This window comes from Ruania zhangjianzhongii (assembly GCF_008000995.1).
Lineage (GTDB): Bacteria > Actinomycetota > Actinomycetes > Actinomycetales > Beutenbergiaceae > Ruania > Ruania zhangjianzhongii.
Map to the genome: position 1 here is coordinate 1,599,296 of NZ_CP042828.1, position 21,307 is coordinate 1,620,602.

Annotated in this window: 20 protein-coding genes; 19 read left to right on the forward strand and 1 reads right to left on the reverse strand. The window is 70.1% G+C overall.

The window, feature by feature from the left end; translation table 11 throughout:
- Together FU260_RS07420 and FU260_RS07425 are read left to right on the forward strand one after the other, a co-directional pair.
- Positions 1–852 (forward strand): prephenate dehydratase, encoded by an 852-nt coding sequence (locus FU260_RS07420; RefSeq protein WP_147916484.1) that lies wholly within the window; start codon positions 1–3, stop codon positions 850–852.
- A 278-nt stretch (positions 853–1,130) separates the two neighbouring features.
- The gene (locus tag FU260_RS07425; RefSeq protein WP_147916485.1) at positions 1,131–1,358 is read left to right on the forward strand and encodes a hypothetical protein; all 228 of its coding nucleotides are present in this window, start codon (positions 1,131–1,133) and stop codon (positions 1,356–1,358) included.
- Between the two features lie 108 nt (positions 1,359–1,466).
- Here FU260_RS07425 and FU260_RS07430 read toward each other — a convergent pair whose 3' ends face one another.
- Positions 1,467–2,723 (reverse strand): CehA/McbA family metallohydrolase, encoded by a 1,257-nt coding sequence (locus FU260_RS07430; protein WP_147916486.1) that lies wholly within the window; start codon positions 2,721–2,723, stop codon positions 1,467–1,469.
- Between the two features lie 120 nt (positions 2,724–2,843).
- Here FU260_RS07430 and smc point away from each other — a divergent pair, with 120 nt between their 5' ends.
- From smc to trmD, 17 genes are all read left to right on the forward strand, one after another.
- Positions 2,844–6,407: a chromosome segregation protein SMC gene (smc, locus tag FU260_RS07435; protein WP_147916487.1), complete on the forward strand. Its 3,564-nt coding sequence runs from the start codon at positions 2,844–2,846 to the stop codon at positions 6,405–6,407.
- 204 nt (positions 6,408–6,611) lie between these two features.
- Entirely contained in the window at positions 6,612–6,920 is a 309-nt protein-coding gene (locus FU260_RS07445) for a hypothetical protein (RefSeq protein ID WP_147916488.1), read from the forward strand.
- A 45-nt stretch (positions 6,921–6,965) separates the two neighbouring features.
- Entirely contained in the window at positions 6,966–8,150 is a 1,185-nt protein-coding gene (gene ftsY / locus FU260_RS07450; RefSeq protein ID WP_147916489.1) for a signal recognition particle-docking protein FtsY, read from the forward strand.
- A gap of 156 nt (positions 8,151–8,306) precedes the next feature.
- On the forward strand, positions 8,307–9,560 hold the full coding sequence (locus FU260_RS07455) for an ammonium transporter (RefSeq protein WP_147916490.1): 1,254 nt from the start codon (positions 8,307–8,309) through the stop codon (positions 9,558–9,560).
- Positions 9,557–9,895 carry a P-II family nitrogen regulator gene (locus FU260_RS07460; protein WP_147919365.1) on the forward strand — a complete coding sequence of 113 codons (339 nt, stop codon included), beginning with the start codon at positions 9,557–9,559 and terminating at the stop codon, positions 9,893–9,895. Before FU260_RS07455 ends, FU260_RS07460 begins: the two co-directional genes overlap by 4 nt.
- 2 nt (positions 9,896–9,897) lie before the next feature.
- Positions 9,898–11,640, forward strand: coding sequence for an HD domain-containing protein (locus FU260_RS07465; RefSeq protein ID WP_235912232.1), 1,743 nt, complete (start codon positions 9,898–9,900; stop codon positions 11,638–11,640).
- 22 nt (positions 11,641–11,662) lie between these two features.
- Positions 11,663–13,249 (forward strand): signal recognition particle protein, encoded by a 1,587-nt coding sequence (gene ffh, locus FU260_RS07470; RefSeq protein ID WP_147916491.1) that lies wholly within the window; start codon positions 11,663–11,665, stop codon positions 13,247–13,249.
- Positions 13,250–13,253: 4 nt separating this feature from the next.
- Positions 13,254–14,387: an amidohydrolase family protein gene (locus FU260_RS07475; RefSeq protein WP_235912233.1), complete on the forward strand. Its 1,134-nt coding sequence runs from the start codon at positions 13,254–13,256 to the stop codon at positions 14,385–14,387.
- Between the two features lie 260 nt (positions 14,388–14,647).
- Positions 14,648–15,007: a GntR family transcriptional regulator gene (locus tag FU260_RS07480; RefSeq protein ID WP_147916493.1), complete on the forward strand. Its 360-nt coding sequence runs from the start codon at positions 14,648–14,650 to the stop codon at positions 15,005–15,007.
- Complete coding sequence (locus FU260_RS07485; protein ID WP_147916494.1) at positions 15,004–15,906, forward strand: ATP-binding cassette domain-containing protein; 903 nt, start codon at positions 15,004–15,006, stop codon at positions 15,904–15,906. Before FU260_RS07480 ends, FU260_RS07485 begins: the two co-directional genes overlap by 4 nt.
- Complete coding sequence (locus FU260_RS07490; protein WP_147916495.1) at positions 15,906–16,694, forward strand: hypothetical protein; 789 nt, start codon at positions 15,906–15,908, stop codon at positions 16,692–16,694. Before FU260_RS07485 ends, FU260_RS07490 begins: the two co-directional genes overlap by 1 nt.
- 1 nt (position 16,695) lies before the next feature.
- On the forward strand, positions 16,696–17,619 hold the full coding sequence (locus FU260_RS07495) for an ABC transporter ATP-binding protein (RefSeq protein ID WP_147916496.1): 924 nt from the start codon (positions 16,696–16,698) through the stop codon (positions 17,617–17,619).
- Positions 17,616–18,386: an ABC transporter permease gene (locus FU260_RS07500; protein WP_147916497.1), complete on the forward strand. Its 771-nt coding sequence runs from the start codon at positions 17,616–17,618 to the stop codon at positions 18,384–18,386. Before FU260_RS07495 ends, FU260_RS07500 begins: the two co-directional genes overlap by 4 nt.
- A 213-nt stretch (positions 18,387–18,599) precedes the next feature.
- On the forward strand, positions 18,600–19,109 hold the full coding sequence (rpsP, locus tag FU260_RS07505) for a 30S ribosomal protein S16 (protein ID WP_147916498.1): 510 nt from the start codon (positions 18,600–18,602) through the stop codon (positions 19,107–19,109).
- A complete protein-coding gene (locus FU260_RS07510) occupies positions 19,109–19,348 on the forward strand; it encodes an RNA-binding protein (protein WP_147916499.1) in 240 nt (79 codons plus the stop codon). Before rpsP ends, FU260_RS07510 begins: the two co-directional genes overlap by 1 nt.
- A gap of 86 nt (positions 19,349–19,434) precedes the next feature.
- A complete protein-coding gene (gene rimM / locus FU260_RS07515) occupies positions 19,435–20,004 on the forward strand; it encodes a ribosome maturation factor RimM (RefSeq protein WP_147916500.1) in 570 nt (189 codons plus the stop codon).
- Positions 20,001–21,257, forward strand: a complete 1,257-nt coding sequence (gene trmD, locus FU260_RS24575; protein ID WP_147916501.1) for a tRNA (guanosine(37)-N1)-methyltransferase TrmD — start codon at positions 20,001–20,003, stop codon at positions 21,255–21,257. Before rimM ends, trmD begins: the two co-directional genes overlap by 4 nt.
- Positions 21,258–21,307: the final 50 nt, after the last annotated feature.

The following is a 21,307-nucleotide window of genomic DNA, read 5'->3' on the forward strand; positions in this document are numbered from 1 at the left end:
GTGACTCGACGCATCGCCTACCAGGGAGAACCCGGCGCGAACTCGGACATCGTGTGCCGCCAGCACTATCCGGACTGGGAGCCGCTGCCGTGCGCCTCGTTCGAGGACGTCTTTGCTGCCGTCGCCAGCGGTCAGGCCGAGTTGGCGCTGCTCCCGATCGACAACTCACTCGCCGGACGGGTCGCCGATATCCACCATTTCCTCCCCACCTCCGGCCTGCACATCGTGGCCGAGCACTTCCTCCGGATCGCTTTCACCCTGATGGGCGTGCGAGGTGCGGACCCCGAGAAGATCACCACAGTGCGCTCGCACGTGCATGCGCTCGGGCAGTGCCGCCAGGTGATCCGTGAGCGGCACCTGACCCCGATGGTCGCCGGGGACACCGCCGGCGCCGCCCGGGAGGTCGCCGAGCTCGCCGACCCGACCCAGGCGGCGATCGCGCCGCAGTTGGCGGCGCAGATCTACGACCTGGAGATCTTCGCCTCGGACGTGGAGGATGCTGACCACAACACCACCCGGTTCGTGGTGCTCTCGCCCGAGGAGCGGCGTACCCCTTCCGGTGCCGGGCCGGTGGTGACCACGTTCGTGTTCAAGGTGCGCAACCTGCCGGCCGCGCTGTACAAGGCACTCGGCGGCTTTGCCACCAACGGGGTGAACATGACCAAGCTGGAGAGCTACATGGTGGACGGCGAGTTCGTCGCCACGATGTTCCTCGCCGAGGTGGACGGGCACCCGGACGACCTGCCAGTGGGGCGCGCGCTGGAGGAGCTGGAGTTCTTCACCACCGAGGTGCACGTGCTCGGCGTCTACCCGGCGGATGCCTATCGGTTGGAGGCCGGCTCGCCGGTCTGAGCGCCACCTGGTCCGTACCGGATGAGGGCGCATCCTCCACCGAGGTAGCTTCCAGTACCGGAGTGACGTTCTGCCTTGGCTCCGATCCCGCAGCTTGCCTCCCATCGGGACGCTTGCCTCCCATCGGGACGCTTGCCTCCCATCTGGACGCTTGCCTCCCATCGGGACGCTTGTCTCCCATCTGGATCGGGGTGCGGATCGGGATCGGGGTGCGGGCGACCGGGTGGCGCAGGCACGGCCTGGGGATGAGGATGGAGGCCCCGATGACAGGAGGAACGATGAGCACACGGCCCGGTCCGGACTCCTGGCAGGACGCCGGTCTCGACGACGAACGCGACGACGACCCGGTCAACCTGGTGCAGGAGGCTGAGGACACCGACCCGGCAGAGGCAGGCGAGGACTACCGCCCGCACACCGCGCGACCCGATCGGGACGGTGAGGCCGATGAGGCGGACGTCGCCGATCAGGCAGTCGTGGTGCTGCACGACGACGATGACGACCACTGAGGGCTCGGCGCGGTGAGGACTCGGCACGCTGACCGGTCGACACCGTGAGGCTGAGCGGCACGGCGTCCTGCACTGAGCCGGTCGGGCCGCAGCAGCTGCCCTGCCAGCTCAGCGGCAGATCGCCAGCACCCGACGCACCGGGTCCTCCAGGTGGTACGGGCCCTGACCCCAGTCGCCGCTGATCCGCACCTCCTCAGCCAAGATTCGCCGTCGGCGGCCGGCCGCATCGACAAGCACGGCGCCGGAACCTGCCAGGGCGAGCAGATCGCCGTCGCGGCGCAGCAACAGAGGTGAGGTGAGCGGATCCGGAGTGGCATCGGGACGGACCCCGAGGCTGATCGCTGTGCGCCCGGCCGCCACCCCGGCCAGGATCGCCTCCGGAGTGCGGTCCGCAGCGGCCACCCACGTGGTCGGCGTGCCCAGCGTCCAGCCCGCACCCGCCGCATGAAAGTCCGATCCGCCGATCAACGCGGTGTGCGAGCTGCCGGGCAGGTGCTCGAGCAGCTGCCAGATCGCCCACGGCGCAGTCGCGGTGAGGTCGCGGAACCAGGAGATGTGCCAGAGCTCCACGGCGTGCGGGGCGCGGTCCAACCGGTGCTGCCACGCACAGTCGCCCTCGACCGGATGGTTCACCGAGAGCAGCCCACCGCGCCGGTCGACCTCGTCCAACCAGTGCTGCCCCGGCTGACGGAAGTCCACCCACCCGATATCGCCGTAGGCCCCGGCGTGTCCCGAGGCGGTGGTGAGCTCCTGCCCCGGCAGGAGCGTGACCTCATGCCGGGCCGCCGACGCCCCGAGCAGGCGGTGGTGGCTGATCGTGTTGTGGTCGGTGACGGCCAGGAAGTCCAGGCCCGAACTCACCGCCCGGGCCGCGATCTGGTCGATGCTTTCCCGACCGTCGGAGTGCACCGTATGTGCGTGGAAGTCCCCGGCAAACCAAGTCAGGCCCGCTCCGGCGGGCACGGACCGGCTACTACCGCGGATCCGCTGCGTCACCGGTGCGAGCCGCTCGGGCTCCACCGGGGCGGAACTGTCCATCTCCGCCTCGACCCGTACCTGCACCCCACCGGCGGGCAGATGATGCAGACCGAGCACCACGTGCCAGGTTCCCGGCTCCACGCCCGGCAGGAAGCCCGGGGTGGCCTCCTCGGCGCGTACCACGAAGTGCTGCCGAGCCCCACCCGCCCAGCCACACCAGTGCGACGGAGCCTCGCAGCCGAGGTCGATCACCGCCGTCGGGTCGGTGACCCTCAACCGCACCGCCACACTGCTCCCGCCGGCCGGCACCTCGAAGGGCACCCGCAGGTAACGCGCGCGGATCTGGTCCTCAACAGTGAGCCGCCGGTCCAGCAGCGCAGGGGTCATGGCACCACCCTGACCAGGCGAGCGCTTGGAGTCAACGATTCCGGCCCGGCCAGTGCGTGCGGCCGCCCGTGCCTGCCGGGATCCACGAACTGGCGCCGTTGAGCCGCTAGCCTGGGCACCGTGCACCTGAAAACGCTGACGCTGCGCGGCTTCAAGTCGTTCGCGTCCGCGACCACGCTCAGCCTGGAGCCCGGGATCACCTGTGTGGTGGGTCCGAACGGATCCGGTAAGTCCAACGTGGTGGACGCGCTCTCCTGGGTGATGGGGGAGCAGGGAGCCAAGTCGCTGCGCGGCGGTGCGATGGCCGATGTGATCTTCGCCGGTACCTCCTCCCGGCCGCCGCTGGGCCGCGCCGAAGTGTCCCTGACCATCGACAACGCCGACGGTGCGCTGCCGATCGAATACTCCGAGGTCACCATCTCCCGCACGCTGTTCCGCAACGGCGGCTCGGAGTACGCCATCAACGGCACCTCCTGCCGGCTGCTGGACATCCAGGACCTGCTCTCCGATTCTGGGCTCGGCCGGGAGATGCACGTGATCGTCGGCCAGGGCCGGTTGGACTCGGTGCTCTCTGCCACCCCCGAGGACCGGCGGGGATTCATCGAGGAGGCCGCCGGCATCCTCAAGCACCGCAAGCGCAAGGACAAGGCGCTGCGCAAGCTCGAGGCCACCGCGGCAAACCTGGCCCGGCTGACCGACCTGTCGGCTGAGATCCGGCGCCAGCTCGGGCCGCTGGCCAAGCAGGCCGACGTCGCCCGCCGCGCCCAGGTGGTGCAGATCGACCTGCGGGACGCCCGGGCCCGGCTGCTCGCCGACGACTTGGTCCAGCTCACCTCCTCCCTCGCCCAGGAGATCGCCGACGAGACTGCGCTGCGCGAAGAACGTTCCCGGGTGGAAGCCGAGCAGCACGAGGCCCGCCAACGCCTCACCCGGGTGGAGACCGATGCCGCGACCGCCGCCCCCGCACTGCGTGAGGCGAGTGAGATGTGGTACCGGCTCTCCTCGCTGCGCGAGCGTCTGCGCGGTACGCACACGCTGGCCGGAGAGCGGTGCCGGCTGCTCGGCACCCCGCAGACCGAGGAGAACCCCCGCCGCGATCCCGCCGATCTGGACGCCCAGGCCGCTCGCGCACGGGAGGCCGAGGCCGAGCTGACCATGGAGGCGGAGAAGGCCCGGGGCGACCTGGAGGCGATGGTCACCGAACGCACCTACTCCGAACAGCGCAGCGCTGAGGCCGAACGGGCGCTGGCAGCAGTCCACCGGGGAGTGGCCGACCGGCGGGAGGGGCTGGCGCGACTCACCGGCCAGGTGGCCGCGATGCGCTCCAAGGCGGAGGCCAGCGAGGCCGAGCTGGACCGGCTCCGCCGAGACCTCGACGAGGCACTCCAGCGCGCGGAGGCCGCCGAACGGGAGTTCGTCGCCCTGGAGCAGCAGGCCGTCGGCGCCCAGGAGGGTGAAGAGGGGCTGGACGAAGCACACGAACAGGCCCTGGCCACCCTGGAAGAGGCCACGGCCGCCGTCACCGAGCTCACCGAGACCGAACGTGAGGCCGAGGGGGACAAAGCCACCTGGACAGCACGCCTGGACGCGCTACAGATGTCCCTCGCCCGCAAGGACGGTACCGGTGCACTGCTCTCCGCCGAGCTGCCCGGGGTGCTCGGCTCGGTCGCCGACCTGCTCACCGTGGAGACCGGGTACGAGAACGCGATTGCTGCGGCGCTAGGACACCTCGCCGATGCCGCCGCCGCAGAGTCGGTGGACGTGGCCGTGGACGCGCTCCGGCACGTGCGGGAGGCCGAGGCCGGTCAGGCGCGGGTGCTGATCGCCACCGACGCCACCGCCGATGCTGCCGCCCCCGGAGCCCGGCCGAGCCCGGACCAGGGCCGTTGGGCCACCGACCTGGTCGAACCCGCTGAGGCCCTCACCGGCACTATCACCGGCCTGCTCGCCGATGTCGTGGTGGTGGAGGACCTGCACGCTGCCCGGCAGCTGTGCGCCGCCTCGCCGGAGCTGGTCGCAGTGACCACCGATGGCGATGTGCTCGGCACGGCCCAAGCCCGCGGCGGGGTCGCCGGTGGGCCCAGCGTGCTCGAGCTGCATGCCGCCAGGGACGAGGCCGAGACCCAGCTCGCGGACGCGCTCGCGCGGATCGAGCGCACCCGATTCGCGCTCGGCCCGGCTCGGGAAGCCGTGCAGAGCGCGCAGGCCGAGGTGGACTCCACGCTCGAGGCGCTGCACTCCTCGGACGCCAACCTGGCCGCAGTGGCGGACAAGCTCGGCCAGCACGGGTCGGCGATGCGCGGGGCGCGCGCCGAGGCGGACCGGATCCGGCCGGCGATCGAGGAGACCGAGAAGACCCGCGCCACCCGGGCCGAGGAACTCGCCGAGCTCACCCAGCGGCTGGAGAACGCGCAGGATCAGCCCGAGGACGAGGGGGTGGACCTGGACCAGGCCACCGCGGACCGGGACGCGCGCGCCGAGGCCGCGACGGCCGCCCGGGCCAAGGAGACCGACGCACGCCTGGTGCTGCGTACGGTGGAGGAGCGGGTCAAGGCGATCACCGGGCGGGCGGAATCCCTGGAACGGGCCGCCCAGGCCGAGCGCCGCGCCCGCGAGGTCGCCGCGGAGCGGGCCAGACGCCGCACCGAGCAGTCCCAGGTGGCCGCAGCGGTACGGGACGGTGCCGCTCGTGCCCTGACCGCGATCGAGGACTCGCTGGCACAGGCAGAACGGCGCCGACAGGCGGCCGAGGACGAGCGAGCCACCCGGGAGGAGGAGCTCACCAGCCTGCGTACCGCGCTGGACGAACTGTCCGCCCGGCACGCCAAGCTCACCGATGTGGTGCACCGTGACGAGGTCGCCCGGGCGCAGCAGAAGCTCCGCGTGGAGCAGCTCGAGCAGCGGGCGATCGAAGAGCTCGGCCTGGAACCGGACGTCCTCGCGCAGGAGTACGGACCGGACCAGCTGGTGCCCCAGGTGCCCTCGCCGGGCTCGGAGGAGGAGCCCGGCCCGCCACGCCCGTACGTGCGCGAGGAGCAGGAGAAGCGGCTGCGCGCGGCCGAGCGGGCGCTGAAGCTGCTCGGCAAGGTGAACCCGCTCGCCCTGGAGGAGCACGCCGCGCTCGAGGAGCGGCACCAGTTCCTCAGCGAGCAGCTGAACGACCTGAAGAAGTCCCGGGCCGACCTGCTGGACATCGTTGCTCAGATCGACGAACGCGTGCAGGAGGTCTTCACCGAGGCCTACACCGACACCGCCGCCCAGTTCGAGCAGGTCTTCGCCCGGCTCTTTCCCGGTGGTGAGGGCCGGCTCGTGCTCACCGATCCGGACGACATGCTCACCACCGGGATCGAGGTGGAGGCCCGGCCGCCGGGGAAGAAGGTCAAGCGGCTCTCCTTGCTCTCCGGCGGGGAACGGTCGCTGACCGCTGTGGCCCTGCTGGTCTCGATCTTCAAGGCCCGGCCAAGCCCGTTCTACGTGATGGACGAGGTCGAGGCGGCCCTCGACGACACCAACCTGGGCCGGCTGCTGGAGATCTTCCGCGAGCTGCGCTCGGACTCGCAGCTGATCGTGGTTACGCACCAGAAGCGCACGATGGAGGTTGCCGATGCGCTCTACGGGGTGACCATGCGTGGCGACGGCGTCACCACGGTGATCTCCCAGCGGCTCCAGGAGGACGCGGGCTGAGCAGGTCCGGTCCGGCCCCCGCGGGCAGGTCCGGCCCGCCCCGCGGGCAGGTCCGGTCCGGCCCCCGCGGGCAGGTCCGGTCCGGCCCCCGCGGGCAGGTCCGGTCCGCCCCGCGGGCAGGTGTGCTCCGGATCATGGTCGACGGCGTGTCTCCCCTCGGCGTGTCGCGCCGGGTTTGCAGCACGCCGGGCGATACTGGGGACTGTGAGTGGACCTTTCGTTGCCGTGATTGCCGCGATGGTGGCAGCGTGCACGCTGCTGCTCGCTCTGGTCCGCCGACACGTGCCCGCCGAAGGCCTCGTGCCGTGGGTGCGGGAGTCCTTCCGCTCCGTCCGGCAGGAGCACGCCGAGGTGGCCGAGCACGCCGAGGACGCCGAGACCACGGCGACCGCCGCCGTCGACCAGCAGCCTGCGCGAGTGAGCGACCTGCTGGACATGGGCGAGGACGGTCCCGCTTACCACCAGGCCCCGGACCTGATCGAGATGGTCGGCCGGCGGCGCAGCTCGCGCTGAGGCGGGATTAGCCTCTCACCGGCGCAGTAGGTCACACTGTTGCACGTGCTTGAGGACATCTGGCTCTACCTGGTCATTGCCGCCGTCGTCCTGATCGGCGGGATCTCCGCTCTGGTCACCACCCGGAAGCGACGCGGCCCCACCGACACCCGCGCGGACGCCCCGACGCTGGCGTCGCCGGAGGCCGAGGAGGACACCGGCGCCGGCGCGAGCGCGCCGCCGGACCAGGCAGCGCCTGCACCGGCGGCCGAGGAACCAGCCGCAGCCAGTGCCCCCACCCTGGAGCGCCCGGAGTCCGCCGCCGGGCGGATGGTGCGCCTGCGGGCGCGATTGGCTCGCTCCGGCACCCTGGGCGCCACCTTGCTGAACCTGCTTTCCCGCGGCGACCTGACCGAGGCCGACTGGGAGGAGATCGAAGAGACCCTCCTGCTCGCCGACGTCGGTGCAGGCCCGACCGATGAGCTGATCGCCGCGCTGCGCACCCGGGTGAAGGTGCTCGGCACCAGTGACCCGGCGCAGGTGCGGGCGATGGTCCGCGAGGAGCTGCTCACTCTCGTGGATCCGGAGATGGACCGGCGGCTGGCGGTCAGCCCGGTAGTCGGCGACGACGGCGAGCCGCACCCGGCCACCATCCTGATGGTCGGGGTTAACGGCACCGGGAAGACCACCACCGTCGGCAAGCTCGCCCGGCTGCTGGTTGCCGAGGACCAGGACGTCCTGCTCGGTGCCGCCGACACCTTCCGCGCCGCCGCAGCCGACCAGCTCGCCACCTGGGGAGAGCGCGTGGGTGTGGGCGTGGTGCGCTCGGAGAAGGAGGGGGCGGATCCTGCCTCGGTCGCCTTCGACGCAGTGAAGACCGGCCGGGAGACCGGGGTGGACGTAGTGATCGTCGATACCGCCGGGCGACTGCAGAACAAGGCCGGGCTGATGGACCAGCTCGGCAAGATCCGCCGCGTGGTCTCCCGTCAGGCACCGGTCGCCGAGGTGCTCCTCGTCCTGGACGCCACCACCGGGCAGAACGGGATGCGCCAGGCTCAGGTGTTCGCCGAGGCCGTGGACATCTCCGGCATCGTGCTCACCAAGCTGGACGGAACGGCCAAGGGAGGCATCGTCGTCTCCGTGCAGCGCGAGCTGGGCGTGCCGGTGAAGTTCGTCGGACTGGGGGAGGGGCCGGACGACCTCGCCCCGTTCGATCCCGAGGCGTTCGTGGACGCCCTGCTGGAGGGATGAAAACACCCGCGGAATCCCACCCGCCGAAACGTGACGTTCACACCCGGGCGGAAAGCGTCACACCGGCGTAACACGTCTGGTCACAGCGCGAAATGAGCACCACGCACTCTCTTTCCTAGGCCGGCCGCCCGAGCCGGCACGTGCGGAGAAGAGTGCATGGAACCTTATATCGATACCGGGATCACGGCGTGGATGCTGGTCTCGGCGTCCCTGGTGCTGCTGATGACCCCCGGACTCGCGTTGTTCTACGGCGGGATGACCCGCTCCAAGTCCGTCCTGAACATGATGATGATGTGCTTCGGAGCCCTCGCACTGATCGCCGTCATCTACCCGCTCTGGGGCTGGTCGATGTCCTACGGGGAATCACTCGGCGGAATCCTCGGCAATCCGCTGGACCAGTTCGGCCTCGGCGGCAGCTTCGATCAGGTGTCGGTGCTGGACACCGAGACCGGTGCGGCGATACCGACGATCGTGGACGTCGGCTTCCAGACGACGTTCGCGATCATCACCGTGGCGTTGATCGCCGGTGCGCTCGCCGACCGGGTGAAGTTCTCCACCTGGATGGTCTTCGCCGGCCTCTGGGTGACGTTGTCCTACTTCCCGATGGCACACATGGTCTGGAGCGGCGGCCTGCTCTCCGGTGACGGTCCGTTCGCCGCGATCGCCGAACCGGTGGATTTCGCCGGCGGCACCGTGGTGCACATCAACGCCGGAGTGGCCGGACTGGTGCTCGCGCTGATCGTCGGTAAACGGAAGGGCTTCGGCGCGGAACCGATGCGCCCGCACAACCTTCCCCTGGTGATGCTCGGTGCCGCCCTGCTGTGGTTCGGCTGGTTCGGCTTCAACGCAGGATCGGCCTACGGCGCCGACGAGACCGCCGGTCTGGCCTGGGTGAACACCACGACGGCAGCGGCCGCGGCCGTACTGGGCTGGCTGGTCACCGAGAAGCTCAAGTACGGCAAGGCCACCTCGTTGGGCGCCGCCTCCGGCGTGGTCGCCGGACTGGTCGCCATCACCCCCGCCGCCGGTGCCCTCACCCCGGTCACCTCCATCGTGCTCGGTGTGCTCGCCGGCGGGCTTTGCGCCCTCGCCGTCGGGCTGAAGCACAAGCTCGGCTATGACGACTCCCTGGACGTGGTCGGGGTACACCTCGTCGGTGGTTTGGTCGGCACTGTCGGAATCGGGTTCCTGGCCACTGACGGTGGCCTGCTGTTCGGCGGCGGGGTGAACCTGCTGGTCGTGCAGGTGATCATCGCCGCGGTCGCGATACTTCTCTCCGGGGTCGTCACCCTGGTGCTCGGGCTGGCGCTGAAGTCCCTGATGGGCTGGCGGGTCGCCACCGAGGACGAGGTCCGCGGTATCGACCTGGCCGAGCATGCTGAGGGCGCTTACGAAGGGATCAACTCATGAAGCTCATCACCGCGGTGATCCAGCCGCACACTCTGGACCAGGTCAAGGCCGCACTGCAGTCCGCAGGTGTGCGCGGGATGACGGTCAGCGAGGTCAGCGGCTACGGCCGGCAGAAGGGACATACCGAGGTCTATCGAGGGGCGGAGTACACCGTCGACCTCGTGCCCAAGGTGCGCCTCGAGGTGCTGGTCTCCGACGAGGAAGCCTCGGCCCTGGCCGAACTGGTGGTGCGTGTGGCACGGACCGGAAAGATCGGGGACGGGAAGGTCTGGGTGACGTCCGTGGACGAGGTGATCCGGGTGCGCACCGGGGCCAGCGGCCCGGACGCGCTCTGAAAGTGGCCGTCCCGGCCGGCCACGGTCAGGCCCCGCAGCTGCGGAGCCTGACCGTGGCCCGGCTGGCCCTGACCGGAGCGGGTTCCGGTTACCGCCGGCAGCTGGCTGACCTCGTCGATGCCGCACTGGTCGATCTCTGGCAGGAGGTGACCGCACGGGTCGGTATCGAGGCCGGGGTGGCGCTGGCCGCGGTCGGTTCACACGGACGCCGGGACGCCGGGCCGACGAGCGACCTGGACCTGCTGCTCGTCCACGACGGCACGGTGGCGCCGGACCTGCTCACCAACCTGGCGCAGGCACTCTGGTACCCGATCTGGGACGCCGGCGTCGACCTCGACCACTCGGTCCGCAGCGTGGTGCAGTGCCGGCACGTGGCCTCGGCGGATGTGGTGGCGGCCACCGGCATGCTGGACCTGCGGCACGTCGCCGGCGACTACGAGCTGACCGGCCGGGCCCGCTCCGCGGTGCTCGCCGACTGGCGGGCCGCAGCCCGCCTGCGGATGCCCGAGCTGATCACCTCCACCCGGGTGCGTGCCAGCACCCACGGGGAGCTCGCCTACCTGATCGAAGCGGACCTGAAGGAGAGCAGGGGCGGGCTGCGGGACGCCGTCGTCTGCTCCGCCCTGAGTACGAGCTGGCTGGCCGACCGGCCGCACGGCGGGTTCGACCGTGCCTATCAGCGCCTGCTGGATGCCCGCGATGCGCTCGCGGTCACCGCGCGGACCCGCACCAACCTGCTGCTGCGGGTGTACGCCGACGAGGTGGCCACCCGGCTCGGCCACCGCGACGCCGACGATCTGCTCGCCGAGCTTGCCCAGTGCGGTCGGGTGATCGCCGCAGCGCTGGACGTGACGGTCCGCCACGCCCGCCAGGCACTGCGGCGACCCACGCCCCGGTTGCGGCCGGTGGTGGTCCGCGGTCGATGGCAGCCGCCTCGGCTGCCGGTGGTGGCCGAGCAGCTGGCCGAGCACGACGGCGAGCTCGTCCTCGCCGCTGGCGTCGATCCTGCCCGAGACCCCGAGCTGACCGTGCGGGCCGCTGCCGCAGCGGCCCGCACCGGCCTGCCACTCTCCCCGGTGACGATCCGCTCGCTGAGCCAGGCTGCCGCACCTGTCCACCCCTGGCCTGCCGCTGCCCGCCTGCACCTGCTCACCCTGATGCGCTCCGGCCCGGCACAGATCCCGGTGTGGGAGGACCTCGATCTCGCTGGGGTGGTGACCCGGTGGATCCCAGAGTGGGCGGCGGTGCGGAACCGGCCACAGCGCAATCCGGTGCACCGGTACACAGTGGACCGGCACCTGGTGCAGACAGTGGCGAACACTCACGACGCTCCGGCGAGCCTCCCCGGCCGAGACCGGCTGCTGTGGGCGGCATTGCTGCACGACATCGGCAAGGTGACCGGAGTGCAGCACCACCCCAGCGCCGGTGTGCCGATCGCCGCCGCGGTGCTGGACCGCTTCGGAGTTGCGGCGGCGGACGCGGGCGACGTGCTCACCTTGATCCGGCAGCACTTGCTTCTGGCCGAAACCGCCACCAGTCGAGACGTCGCTGATCCGGTGGTCGCCGAGGAGGTGGCTGCCGCCCTGGACCACCGCACGGACCTGATGCTGTTGCTCCGGGCGCTCACCGAAGCCGATGCTCTCGCGGCCGGGCCGAAGGCGTGGACATCCTGGCGAGCGAACCTGGTGGAGCGACTCACAGTGAACGCGCTCCGCTGGTGCAGATATCCTGGTCGCAGCACCTGACCGCCTGCCTGAGGATTCCCACGTGTTCGCCAGCCTGTCTGATCGGCTCAACGCCACCTTCAAGTCCCTGCGCGGGAAGGGTCGGCTGTCGGAGACCGACATCGAGACCACTGTCTCCCAGATCCGCCGCGCCCTGCTCGATGCCGACGTTGCCGTGCCCGCTGTGCGGGCGTTCACCGCCGCCGTGCGGGAGCGGGCCGGTTCGGCGGAGGTGTCCCAGGCGCTGAACCCGGCGCAGCAGGTCGTCAAGATCGTGCACGAGCAGCTGATCGAGATCCTCGGCGGCGACTCCCGTGAGATCACCTTCGCCAAGCACCCGCCGACGGTGATCATGCTGGCCGGCCTCCAGGGTGCCGGTAAGACCACGCTCGCCGGGAAGCTCGGCGCCTGGTTGAAGGAGCAGGGGCATACTCCGCTGCTGGTGGCTGCCGACCTGCAGCGCCCGAACGCGGTCACCCAGCTGCAGGTGGTCGGTGACCGTGCCGGTGTGCCGGTCTGGGCGCCGGAGCCGGGTAACGGGGTAGGTGACCCGGTCGCTACCGCGCGCACCGGTGTGGACCAGGCGCGGGCGAAGTACCACGACGTGGTGGTGGTGGACACCGCCGGCCGCCTGGGTGTGGACACCGAGATGATGCAGCAGGCGGTCGATATCCGGGACGCAGTGCGCCCGGACGAGATCCTGTTCGTGGTGGACGCCATGATCGGTCAGGACGCGGTCACCACCGCCCAGGCGTTCTCCGAGGGTGTCGGGTTCACCGGAGTGGTGCTGTCCAAGCTCGACGGCGACGCTCGCGGTGGTGCCGCGCTGTCCATCCGCACGGTCACCGGAGCTCCGGTGCTGTTCGCCTCCACCGGTGAGCGCCTCGGTGATTTCGAGCGGTTCCACCCGGACCGGATGGCCTCCCGGATCCTCGACATGGGCGATGTGCTCACCCTGATCGAGCAGGCGGAGAAGGCCTTCGACGAGGACCAGGCCGCCGAGATCGCGAACAAGATCGCCGGCGACGGAGACTTCACCCTGCACGACTTCCTGCAGCAGATGCAGCAGCTGAAGAAGCTCGGCCCGATGAAGAAGATGCTCGAGATGATGCCCGGAATGGGGCAGATGCGTGAGCAGCTGGAGAACTTCGACGAGTCCGACGTCACCCGCATCGAGGCGATGGTGCAGTCGATGACCCCGGCGGAGCGGGCGAACCCGAAGCTCATCAACGGCTCTCGTCGGTCCCGGATCGCCCGCGGCTCGGGCACTACCGTCAGTGAGATCAACGGGCTGCTCGAGCGGTTCGAGCACGCGAAGACGATGATGCGCTCGATGGCGCGCAACGGCGGCCAGATGCCGGGGATGGGTGGGTTGCCCGGGATGGGCGGGATGCCCGGGGCCGGGAAGAAGTCCAAGGGCCGGATGGCACCGCCGAAGAAGACGAAGAAGGGCAAGTCCGGTAATCCAGCCAAGCGTGCCCAGCAGGAGCGGGAGGCAGCCGAGCGCGCAGCGCGGGGCCCACAAGCGCCGAGTGGCTCCTCCTTCGGGGTGAGTCAGGACCCCGGTGATGTGGACCCGACGTCGCTGGACCTGCCCGCCGGGTTCGAGAAGTTCCTCGGCCGCCGCTGACGCCGTGACCGACACGACCACCTGGCGTCTGACCGGCCACCTGTTGGTCGGCGATACCGGGGAGCGCGCCGGTGTGGCCGCAGGTGGTGGGGCCCTCGAGCGCCCAGAGGCTTGGGTGCACCGCGGACGGTGGACGTTCACCGACCCGGGGGTCGAGGCTGTCACTGTGTCCGGGTACGTGCTGCCCGGGCTCGTGGACGTGCACTGCCACATCGGCCTGGGCGACCAGGGGCCGGTCGACCGGGAGACCTCGTTGGCCCAGGCGAGAGCCGACCTGCAGGCCGGCACCCTGCTGGTGCGCGATGCCGGCTCGCCGGCGGACACCCGGTGGCTGGACGGACGCACCGATGCGCCCCGGATCCTCCGGGCCGGTCACCATCTTGCCCGGCCGAAGCGGTACCTGCGCTACTACGCCCGAGAGCTCGACGAGGTCACCGACCTGCCGACCGCGATGGCCGAGGAGGCCGACCGTGGCGACGGTTGGGTGAAGATCGTCGGCGACTGGATCGACCGCGCCCGGGGTGGGGACAGTGTGCTGGAGCCGCTCTGGCCCACGGACCAGCTGCGTGCTGGGGTGGCCGCCGCGCACGAGCGGGGCGCCCGGGTCACCGTGCACACGTTCGAGACCGAAACCTCGGCGCAGATGCTCGACGCCGGTGTCGACTGCATCGAGCACGGTACCGGGATGACGGCCGAGCAGATCGAGCGCGCTGCAGCGGCCGCGATCCCGGTGGTGCCCACGTTGCTGCAGATCGCCCGGTTCGGTGCGATCGCGGACCAGGGGCGGGCCAAGTACCCGCGCTATGCGGAGCAGATGCGCACGATGCATGCTCGGCGCTACCAGCACGTGCGGGACCTGCACGAGGCCGGTGTACCACTGCTGCTCGGCACCGATGCGGGCGGGACCATCCCACACGGTCTGATCGCCGCGGAGGCGGCCGAGCTGGTCCAGGCCGGTGTGCCGGCGGCCGACGTGGTGGCGGCGGCGAGCTGGCGGGCCCGGGACTACTTAGGGGTTCCGGGGATAGCCGAGGGAGCGATCGCGGACGCGGTGGTCTACGCCGACGACCCGCGGACCGACATCGGGGTGCTTGCCCACCCGGATGCAGTGATCCGCGCCGGTGTCCGGGTGCGCTGACCGGGTTCCCGCCCGTCGTCTCGCGCTGGTGCGCCGGTGTCCGGGTGCGCTGACCGGATCCTCGGCACCGGGGACTCCCGCATCACCCCCGCACGGCCGCCTCCGCGCGGATTCGATATTTCCAACGCCCAGTAGTGCGCGCCGAGCACGGCACAGCGTGCCAGGTAACGCATGGATCGATTCACGCGGAAAAGAGGGTTGACCCGCCGTCAGTTCTATGGTTCATTAGTCGAGTAATGAACCAATGAACGGAGGTCAGCATGTTCGACGGGCGTGACCCGATCTACGTGCAGATCGCTGACCAGATCAGGGCCGACGTGATCGCCGGACGGCTCCGAGAGGAGGAGCAGGTGATGTCCACCACCCAGTACGCGCAGACGTTCCGGATCAACCCGGCCACTGCAGCCAAGGCATTCGCCGAGCTGGTCGACGACGGCGTGCTCTACAAGCGTCGCGGTGTCGGCATGTTCGTCGCATCGGGCGCCTACGACCGGCTGCGCGGCAGTGGTCGGAAGGAGTTCTTCACCGACCGGCTCGACCCGGTCCTGGCCGAAGCCCGCGACCTCGGGATCAGCACCGCCGAGATCCTCGCCCACATCAACGCCACGGAGGAGTCATGACCGCACCGAGTGCAGCACCGCTGGATGTCCAGCTGCGAAACGTGCGCGCCGACTACGGCTCGACCACCGCTCTGGACGGCGTGGACGTGAACATCCCGGCCGGAACGATCACCGGCCTGCTCGGCCGCAACGGGTCCGGCAAGACCACGATGCTCTCGCTGATCGCCTCGCTGCGCCGGCCCACTGCCGGCCAGGTGCTCGTCGGCGGCGAGGATCCGTTCGAGAACGAGACCCTGATGGAGCAGATCTCTCTGACCCGGGAGTCCGGCGATGTGCTCTCGGACGAGAGCCTCGCCGTCAACCTTCGTTATGCGGCCGACTCCCGCCCCAGCTGGCACGGCGATCTGGCGGGGCGGGCGCTGGAGATGTTCCAGCTGCACCCCAAGCGGGTGGTGCAGAAGCTCTCCCGCGGCCAACGGTCCGCCTTCGGTGCCGTGCTGGGCCTGGCTACCCGGGCGCCGGTCACCATGCTCGACGAGGTCTACCTCGGCATGGATGCACCCTCCCGATACGCCTTCTACGACCTGTTGCTGGAGGACTACCTTGCCTGCCCGCGCACGATCATTCTGTCCAGCCACCTGATCGTGGAGATCGAGCGGTTGCTGGAGCACGTGGTGATCCTCGACCGGGGCGGGGTCCTCGTAGCCGAGGAGTCCGAGAGCCTGCGGAGCCAAGGACTCCAGGTCACCGGCCGCAGCAGCGACCTGGACGCCCTCCTGGCTCGGCTGGACGGGATCACCATCCTCGCCACCCGGTCCCTCGGGCCCACCAGCCAGATCACGCTGACCGGAACCACCGAGCGGCTCCGGGCGGCCGAGACCGCAGTGCGCGCGGCAGGAATGGACGTCTCCGGCGTGAACCTGCAAGACCTCTTCGTCCACCTCACCGGGAGTTCCTGATGAAATCCGACACCGAAGCAGCACTGTCGGCGACCGTGGCCGGCGCGTACCGCTGGGCCGGCAGGCCCAACCCGCACCAGCGACAGTGGCGCCGCACCCTGCGATGGATGCTCGGCATGCAGGCCGTTCTCGGCTTGTGGTTCTGGGGGGTGATTCTTGTCAACGCCCTGATCGCCTACGTCGTGGCCGCGCAGTTCGGACCGATGCAGGTTTCGATCTTCCAGTTCGTCACCCACGGTGCCCTCTGGTTCCCGTTCTCCATCATGATCATCACCTCGGCCGCCGCGATCACCACCCACGTCGCCCAGGGCAGGACGCGGCGGTCGTTCATCCAGGCGGCCCTGCTCACCGTGCTCGCTGTGGCGGTCGTCTACGGCGTCCTGATGACAGTGGGTATGCACCTCGAGGGTGCGCTGTACGAGTCGCTGGACTGGACCCAGGGGCATATCGCCGACGACACCTCGTCCACGCCACCGCTCACGCCGTGGCAGGAACCGCTCGGACTCACCCTGCTCACCTACATCACCCGGACCGGCGCCGGTGCGATGGCCGGTCTGCTGGTCGGAGTCAGCTACTACCGGTTCGGCGGCTGGCGCGGCACCGGGCTGCTCATCCTCACTGCACTGCCCGCACTGGCAGCCCAGGAGTCCATCAGCGGCTTCTTCCGCGACTCCGTGAACAATCCGCTGCTCGTCAGCAGTGTCGTCTCACTGGTGCTGATCGGAGCCGGCGCCATCGCGTACTACCTGCTCACCCGCAACCTTTCCATCAACAATCCGAGGACCTGAAATGTCTGTGATCGAAGCGCACCAGTTGCGCAAGACCTACGGCGACACCACCGCCGTCGACGACGTCAGCCTGACCCTGGAAGAAGGGCAGATCCTGGCTGTACTCGGCCCGAACGGTGCCGGGAAGACCACCACAGTGGAGATGATCGCCGGACTGCGTCAGGCCGACGCCGGCACGGTCCGCGTGCTCGGCCAGGATCCGCAGGCCCACCCGGCCTCGATTCGCGAGCACGTGGGCATGCAGCTCCAGGCCGCTCACCTGCCGGCCCGGATCACCGTGGCCGAGGCCGTGGACCTGTACGGCTCGTTCTACGCCGATCCCCGCGATACGACCGAGCTGCTGTCTCAGCTCGGGCTGGGGGACAAGGCCGGTACCGCGTTCAAGGAGCTGTCCGGGGGCCAGCAGCAGCGGCTGTCTATCGCCCTCGCGCTCGTCGGCCGGCCGCGGATCGCCATCCTGGACGAACTCACCACCGGTCTCGACCCACACGCCCGCCGCGAAGTGTGGGGACTGATCGAATCTGTGCGGGACAGCGGGGTCAGCATCCTGCTGGTCACCCACTTCATGGACGAGGCCGAACGTCTCGCCGACCAGGTGGTCATCATCGACGAGGGCCGCGTCGTGGCCAGCGGATCCCCGACCGAGCTGACCGCGGCACTCGCTGAGGGCTATCAGTTCCAGATGCGCTTTGCCGAGGAGCTCCCTGCGGAGCTGGTCCAGAAGCTGCGCGACCTGGCCGAAGTGGACGAGCTCACCACCACTGGCGACCGATACCAGGTGACCGGACAGCGCGAGGTGCTGCCCGCCGTCGTCAGTGCCCTTTCCAGTGCAGGCGCCATCCCGACCGAGCTCAGCACGATCAACCACAACCTTGAGGACGTCTTCGTCCACACCACCACATCGCGCGAGGAGATCCGCTCATGACTACTGCAGCCTTCATGCCCCGAGGGGTGGCGCCGCTGATCCGCAGCGAGGCACGGCTGTTCACCCGAGACTTCGGAAACGTGTTCTTCGTCCTGGCGTTCCCGGCCATCGTGCTGGTCGGTGTGGGCCTGGCGATCCCCGGGATGGACGAGGTGATCACCAACGGCCCCGCTACCGGACTGGCCACGATCGTGGTGATGGTTCCGCCAGTGCTGGCTACCGCAATGGCTACTCCGGCGCTGACCACGATGCCCGGGATCATTGCCGGCTACCGGGAGCAGGGCGTGCTCACCCGGCTGTCGACCACCCCGATGCGCCCGTCCGGCGTTGTCCTCGCCCAGGTCCTCATCGGCGTGGTCTCCTTCGTGATCGCGACCATCCTGGCGCTGGTGGTGGGCTCGCTGGTGTTCGACATCGTGATGCCGGTCCGGCCCGGTCTCGTCGCGCTCAGCCTGGTGCTCGGCGCCGTTGCGATCTTCGCGGTCGGGATGATTATCGCCGCCCGGGCGTCCAAGGCATCGACCGCGCAGGGCATCGCGATGCTCGTGTTCTTCCCGATGCTGTTCTTCGCCGGGTTGTGGACGCCCGAGCCGATCATGCCCGATCTCATCGCGGACATCGCCGGCTGGACCCCGTTGGGCGCAGCGAGCCAGGCCATCTCGGCCGGCTGGCTGGGAGGCCCGATGCCCTGGCAACAACTGGCCGTGATGGTCGGCTACGCCGTGCTGAGCGCGGCGATCGCCGTGCGCTTCTTCCGCTGGAAGTGAGCGAAAGGCGGGCAACGTGTGCGAACCCACGTTGCCCGCCGTCAGCGATGGTTGGGGTTCACGGCGACGATCTGGCAGAATATGCCTCTGTACTCAGCCTGGCTGGCCCCTCTCACCGGCCCGTGCTGTGCCCTCGGACCACCGACGGAGCCGAAGCCCCACCCGGCGCCGTGCGCGCGTCCACCTCAAAACAGCTCAGGAGTGTCCACCACAGTGGCAGTCAAGATTCGTCTCAAGCGCCTCGGCAAGGTCCGTGCGCCGTACTACCGTGTCGTCGTGGCCGACTCGCGCACCAAGCGTGATGGTCGGGTCATCGAGGAGATCGGCAAGTACCACCCCACCGAGGAGCCCTCGCTCATCGACATCAACGGCGAGCGGGCACGGTACTGGCTCGGCGTCGGCGCCCAGCCCAGCGAGCAGGTGCTCGCACTGTTGAAGGTCACCGGTGACTGGCAGGCCTTCAAGGGTCTGCCAGGCGCTGAGGGCACGCTGAAGTCGAAGGTGGTCAGCGAGGAAGGGGCCGCAGAGGCGGTCAAGGCTGCCGAAGCGGATGCCGAACTGCGCAAGGCCAAGGCTGCCGAGGCCAAGACGGCTGCTGAGGCGAAGAGCGCCGCGGACGCCAAGGCCGAGGAGAGCGCGGACGCGGAGGCGCAGACCTCCGACGCCGAGGCTCCGGAGGCAGAGGCCGCCCCGGACGCCGAGTCGAGCGAAACCTCTGAGTGATGCTCGCTGACGCGCTGGAGCACCTGGTCCGCGGCATCGTCGACCACCCCGACGACGTACAGATCAAGTCGAAGTCGCTGCGCCGAGGAGACCTGCTCGAGGTCCGGGTCAACCCCAGCGACCTCGGCCGGGTGATCGGTCGCTCCGGGCGTACCGCGCGGGCGCTGCGCACCGTCGTGGGTGCGTTGGCGACCGATGGTCCGGTGCGCGTGGACGTGGTGGACGTCGACCGGCGCTGACCGGCGAACCAAGAAATGACCGAACACAGGCTCGCTCCCTGGGGGAGCGGGCCTGCGTTCGTTCGCGGCCAGAAGAGGGAGATCCGGTGACCGGACCCAGTGGTGACGACGAGCTCTACCTTCGCCTCGCCACCATCGGCGCGGCTCGTGGTCTGGCCGGGCAGGTACGCCTGCGCCTGCACACCGACGATCCGGAGTCCCGATTGGCTCCCGGCGCTGTGCTGACCACCGAGCCGGTCAGTTCCGGGCCGCTGGAGGTGACCGGTCTGCGCCGGATCCAGCAGCACTGGTACGCGTCTTTCGCCGGCGTCACCGACCGCACCGGTGCCGAGGGGCTGCGTGGGGTGGTGCTGCTCGCCCCGCCGGAGATCGGGGAGCCGGAGGCGTGGTACCCGCATGAGCTCGCCGGGCTGCGCGCTGAGCGCGCCGATGGCGCGGTCCTCGGCACGATCGACGGCGTGGAGCACCTTCCCGCCCAGGATGCGCTGGTCCTGCGCGAGGTAGGCGGCGGGCGCACCTTGGTGCCGTTCGTGACCGAGATCGTGCCGGTCGTGGACGTGCCCGGTGGCCGGGTGGTGCTCGCGCCGCCGCCGGGACTGCTCGCCCAGGACGAAGAGCCTGGCGACGGCGACGATCAGTCGGGCGGGCAGTCATGACCGGCCGGATCGACGTGCTGACGATCTTCCCCGGCTATCTTGCCCCACTCGAGCTCAGCCTGGTGGGCAAGGCGCGTGCCGCCGGCCTGCTCACCGTCGACGTGCACGACCTGCGTACCTGGGCCAGTGATCGGCACCGCACTGTGGACGACACTCCGTTCGGTGGCGGCGCCGGCATGGTGATGCGCCCCGACGTGTGGGGCCTGGCACTCGACGAGGTGCTCAGCACCGGTGCGGACGTCAGCCAGACCGTGCTGATCCCGACTCCGGCCGGGGAGCCGTTCACCCAGGCGCTGGCCGAGGAGCTTGCCTTGCTGGTGTGCGCGGGCGGACAGCTCGCCCTGGCGTGCGGTCGCTATGAGGGCATCGATGCCCGGGTCGGTGAGCACTATGCCCGCGCCGGTGAGGTGAACGTGCGTGAGGTTTCTATCGGGGACTACGTCCTCAACGGGGGCGAGGTTGCCGCTCTGGTGATCATCGAGGCCGTGGCGCGGCTGATGCCCGGAGTGATCGGCAACCCGGACTCGCTGGTGGAGGAGTCGCACGGCTCCGCCGGTCTGCTGGAGTACCCGGTGTATACCAAGCCGCCGAGCTGGCGTGGTCAGGACGTTCCGGAGGTGCTGCTCTCCGGTGACCACGGCCGGATCGGCCGCTGGCGCCGCCGTCGGGCGGTCGACCGCACCGCCCAGCGTCGCCCGGACCTGATCGAGGCTCTCGGCCCCGCACAGGTGCGCCCGGCGCGGGCGCTCGATGCCGAGGCGCTCGCTGAGGTGGCCGCCCGGACCTTCCCGCTCGCCTGCCCGCCGTCGGTCACTCCCACGGACGCGGCAGCGTTCGTGGCGGAGAACCTCAGCGCGGAGCAGTTCCGGCGCTACCTGCGCGACCGCCGTCGGCACGTGCTCGTGGCAGAGCTGGCCGGCGCCGTCGTCGGCTACACGCTGCTCGTGGTGGGTGCTCCCGAGAACGAGCGGGTCCGGGCGGCGGCGCCGGACGCCGGCGCCGAGCTGAGCAAGTGCTATGTGCTCGAGGACTTCCATGGCCAGGGTCTGGCCGCCCTGCTGCTCACCGAGACCCTTGCCCTGGCTGCCCGCAGCGGCCTGACGGCCCTCTGGCTCGGGGTGAACCGGGCGAACGAGCGGGCACAGCGGTTTTACGGCAAGCATGGCTTCGAGCGGGTGGGGGAGCGGACGTTCACCGTGGGCACACGGACCGAGCACGACTACGTGATGGCCCACACACTCCGCTCGGCCTGATTTCATCGGCCGGGGCTGCTGTGGCAGAATAGGCCAGTCATGCCGGGCGC

Excerpts from the sequence above, each read along its gene's own strand:
- FU260_RS07425 (WP_147916485.1), top strand. The coding sequence starts at position 1,131 with ATGAGCACACGGCCCGGTCCGGACTCCTGGCAGGACGCCGGTCTCGAC.
- FU260_RS07485 (WP_147916494.1), top strand. The coding sequence starts at position 15,004 with ATGACCGCACCGAGTGCAGCACCGCTGGATGTCCAGCTGCGAAACGTG.
- FU260_RS07490 (WP_147916495.1), top strand. The coding sequence starts at position 15,906 with ATGAAATCCGACACCGAAGCAGCACTGTCGGCGACCGTGGCCGGCGCG.
- FU260_RS07460 (WP_147919365.1), top strand. The coding sequence starts at position 9,557 with ATGAAGCTCATCACCGCGGTGATCCAGCCGCACACTCTGGACCAGGTC.
- FU260_RS07480 (WP_147916493.1), top strand. The coding sequence starts at position 14,648 with ATGTTCGACGGGCGTGACCCGATCTACGTGCAGATCGCTGACCAGATC.
- FU260_RS07500 (WP_147916497.1), top strand. The coding sequence starts at position 17,616 with ATGACTACTGCAGCCTTCATGCCCCGAGGGGTGGCGCCGCTGATCCGC.
- FU260_RS07510 (WP_147916499.1), top strand. The coding sequence starts at position 19,109 with ATGCTCGCTGACGCGCTGGAGCACCTGGTCCGCGGCATCGTCGACCAC.
- FU260_RS07430 (WP_147916486.1), bottom strand. The coding sequence starts at position 2,723 with ATGACCCCTGCGCTGCTGGACCGGCGGCTCACTGTTGAGGACCAGATC.
- FU260_RS07455 (WP_147916490.1), top strand. The coding sequence starts at position 8,307 with ATGGAACCTTATATCGATACCGGGATCACGGCGTGGATGCTGGTCTCG.
- FU260_RS07495 (WP_147916496.1), top strand. The coding sequence starts at position 16,696 with ATGTCTGTGATCGAAGCGCACCAGTTGCGCAAGACCTACGGCGACACC.
- trmD (WP_147916501.1), top strand. The coding sequence starts at position 20,001 with ATGACCGGCCGGATCGACGTGCTGACGATCTTCCCCGGCTATCTTGCC.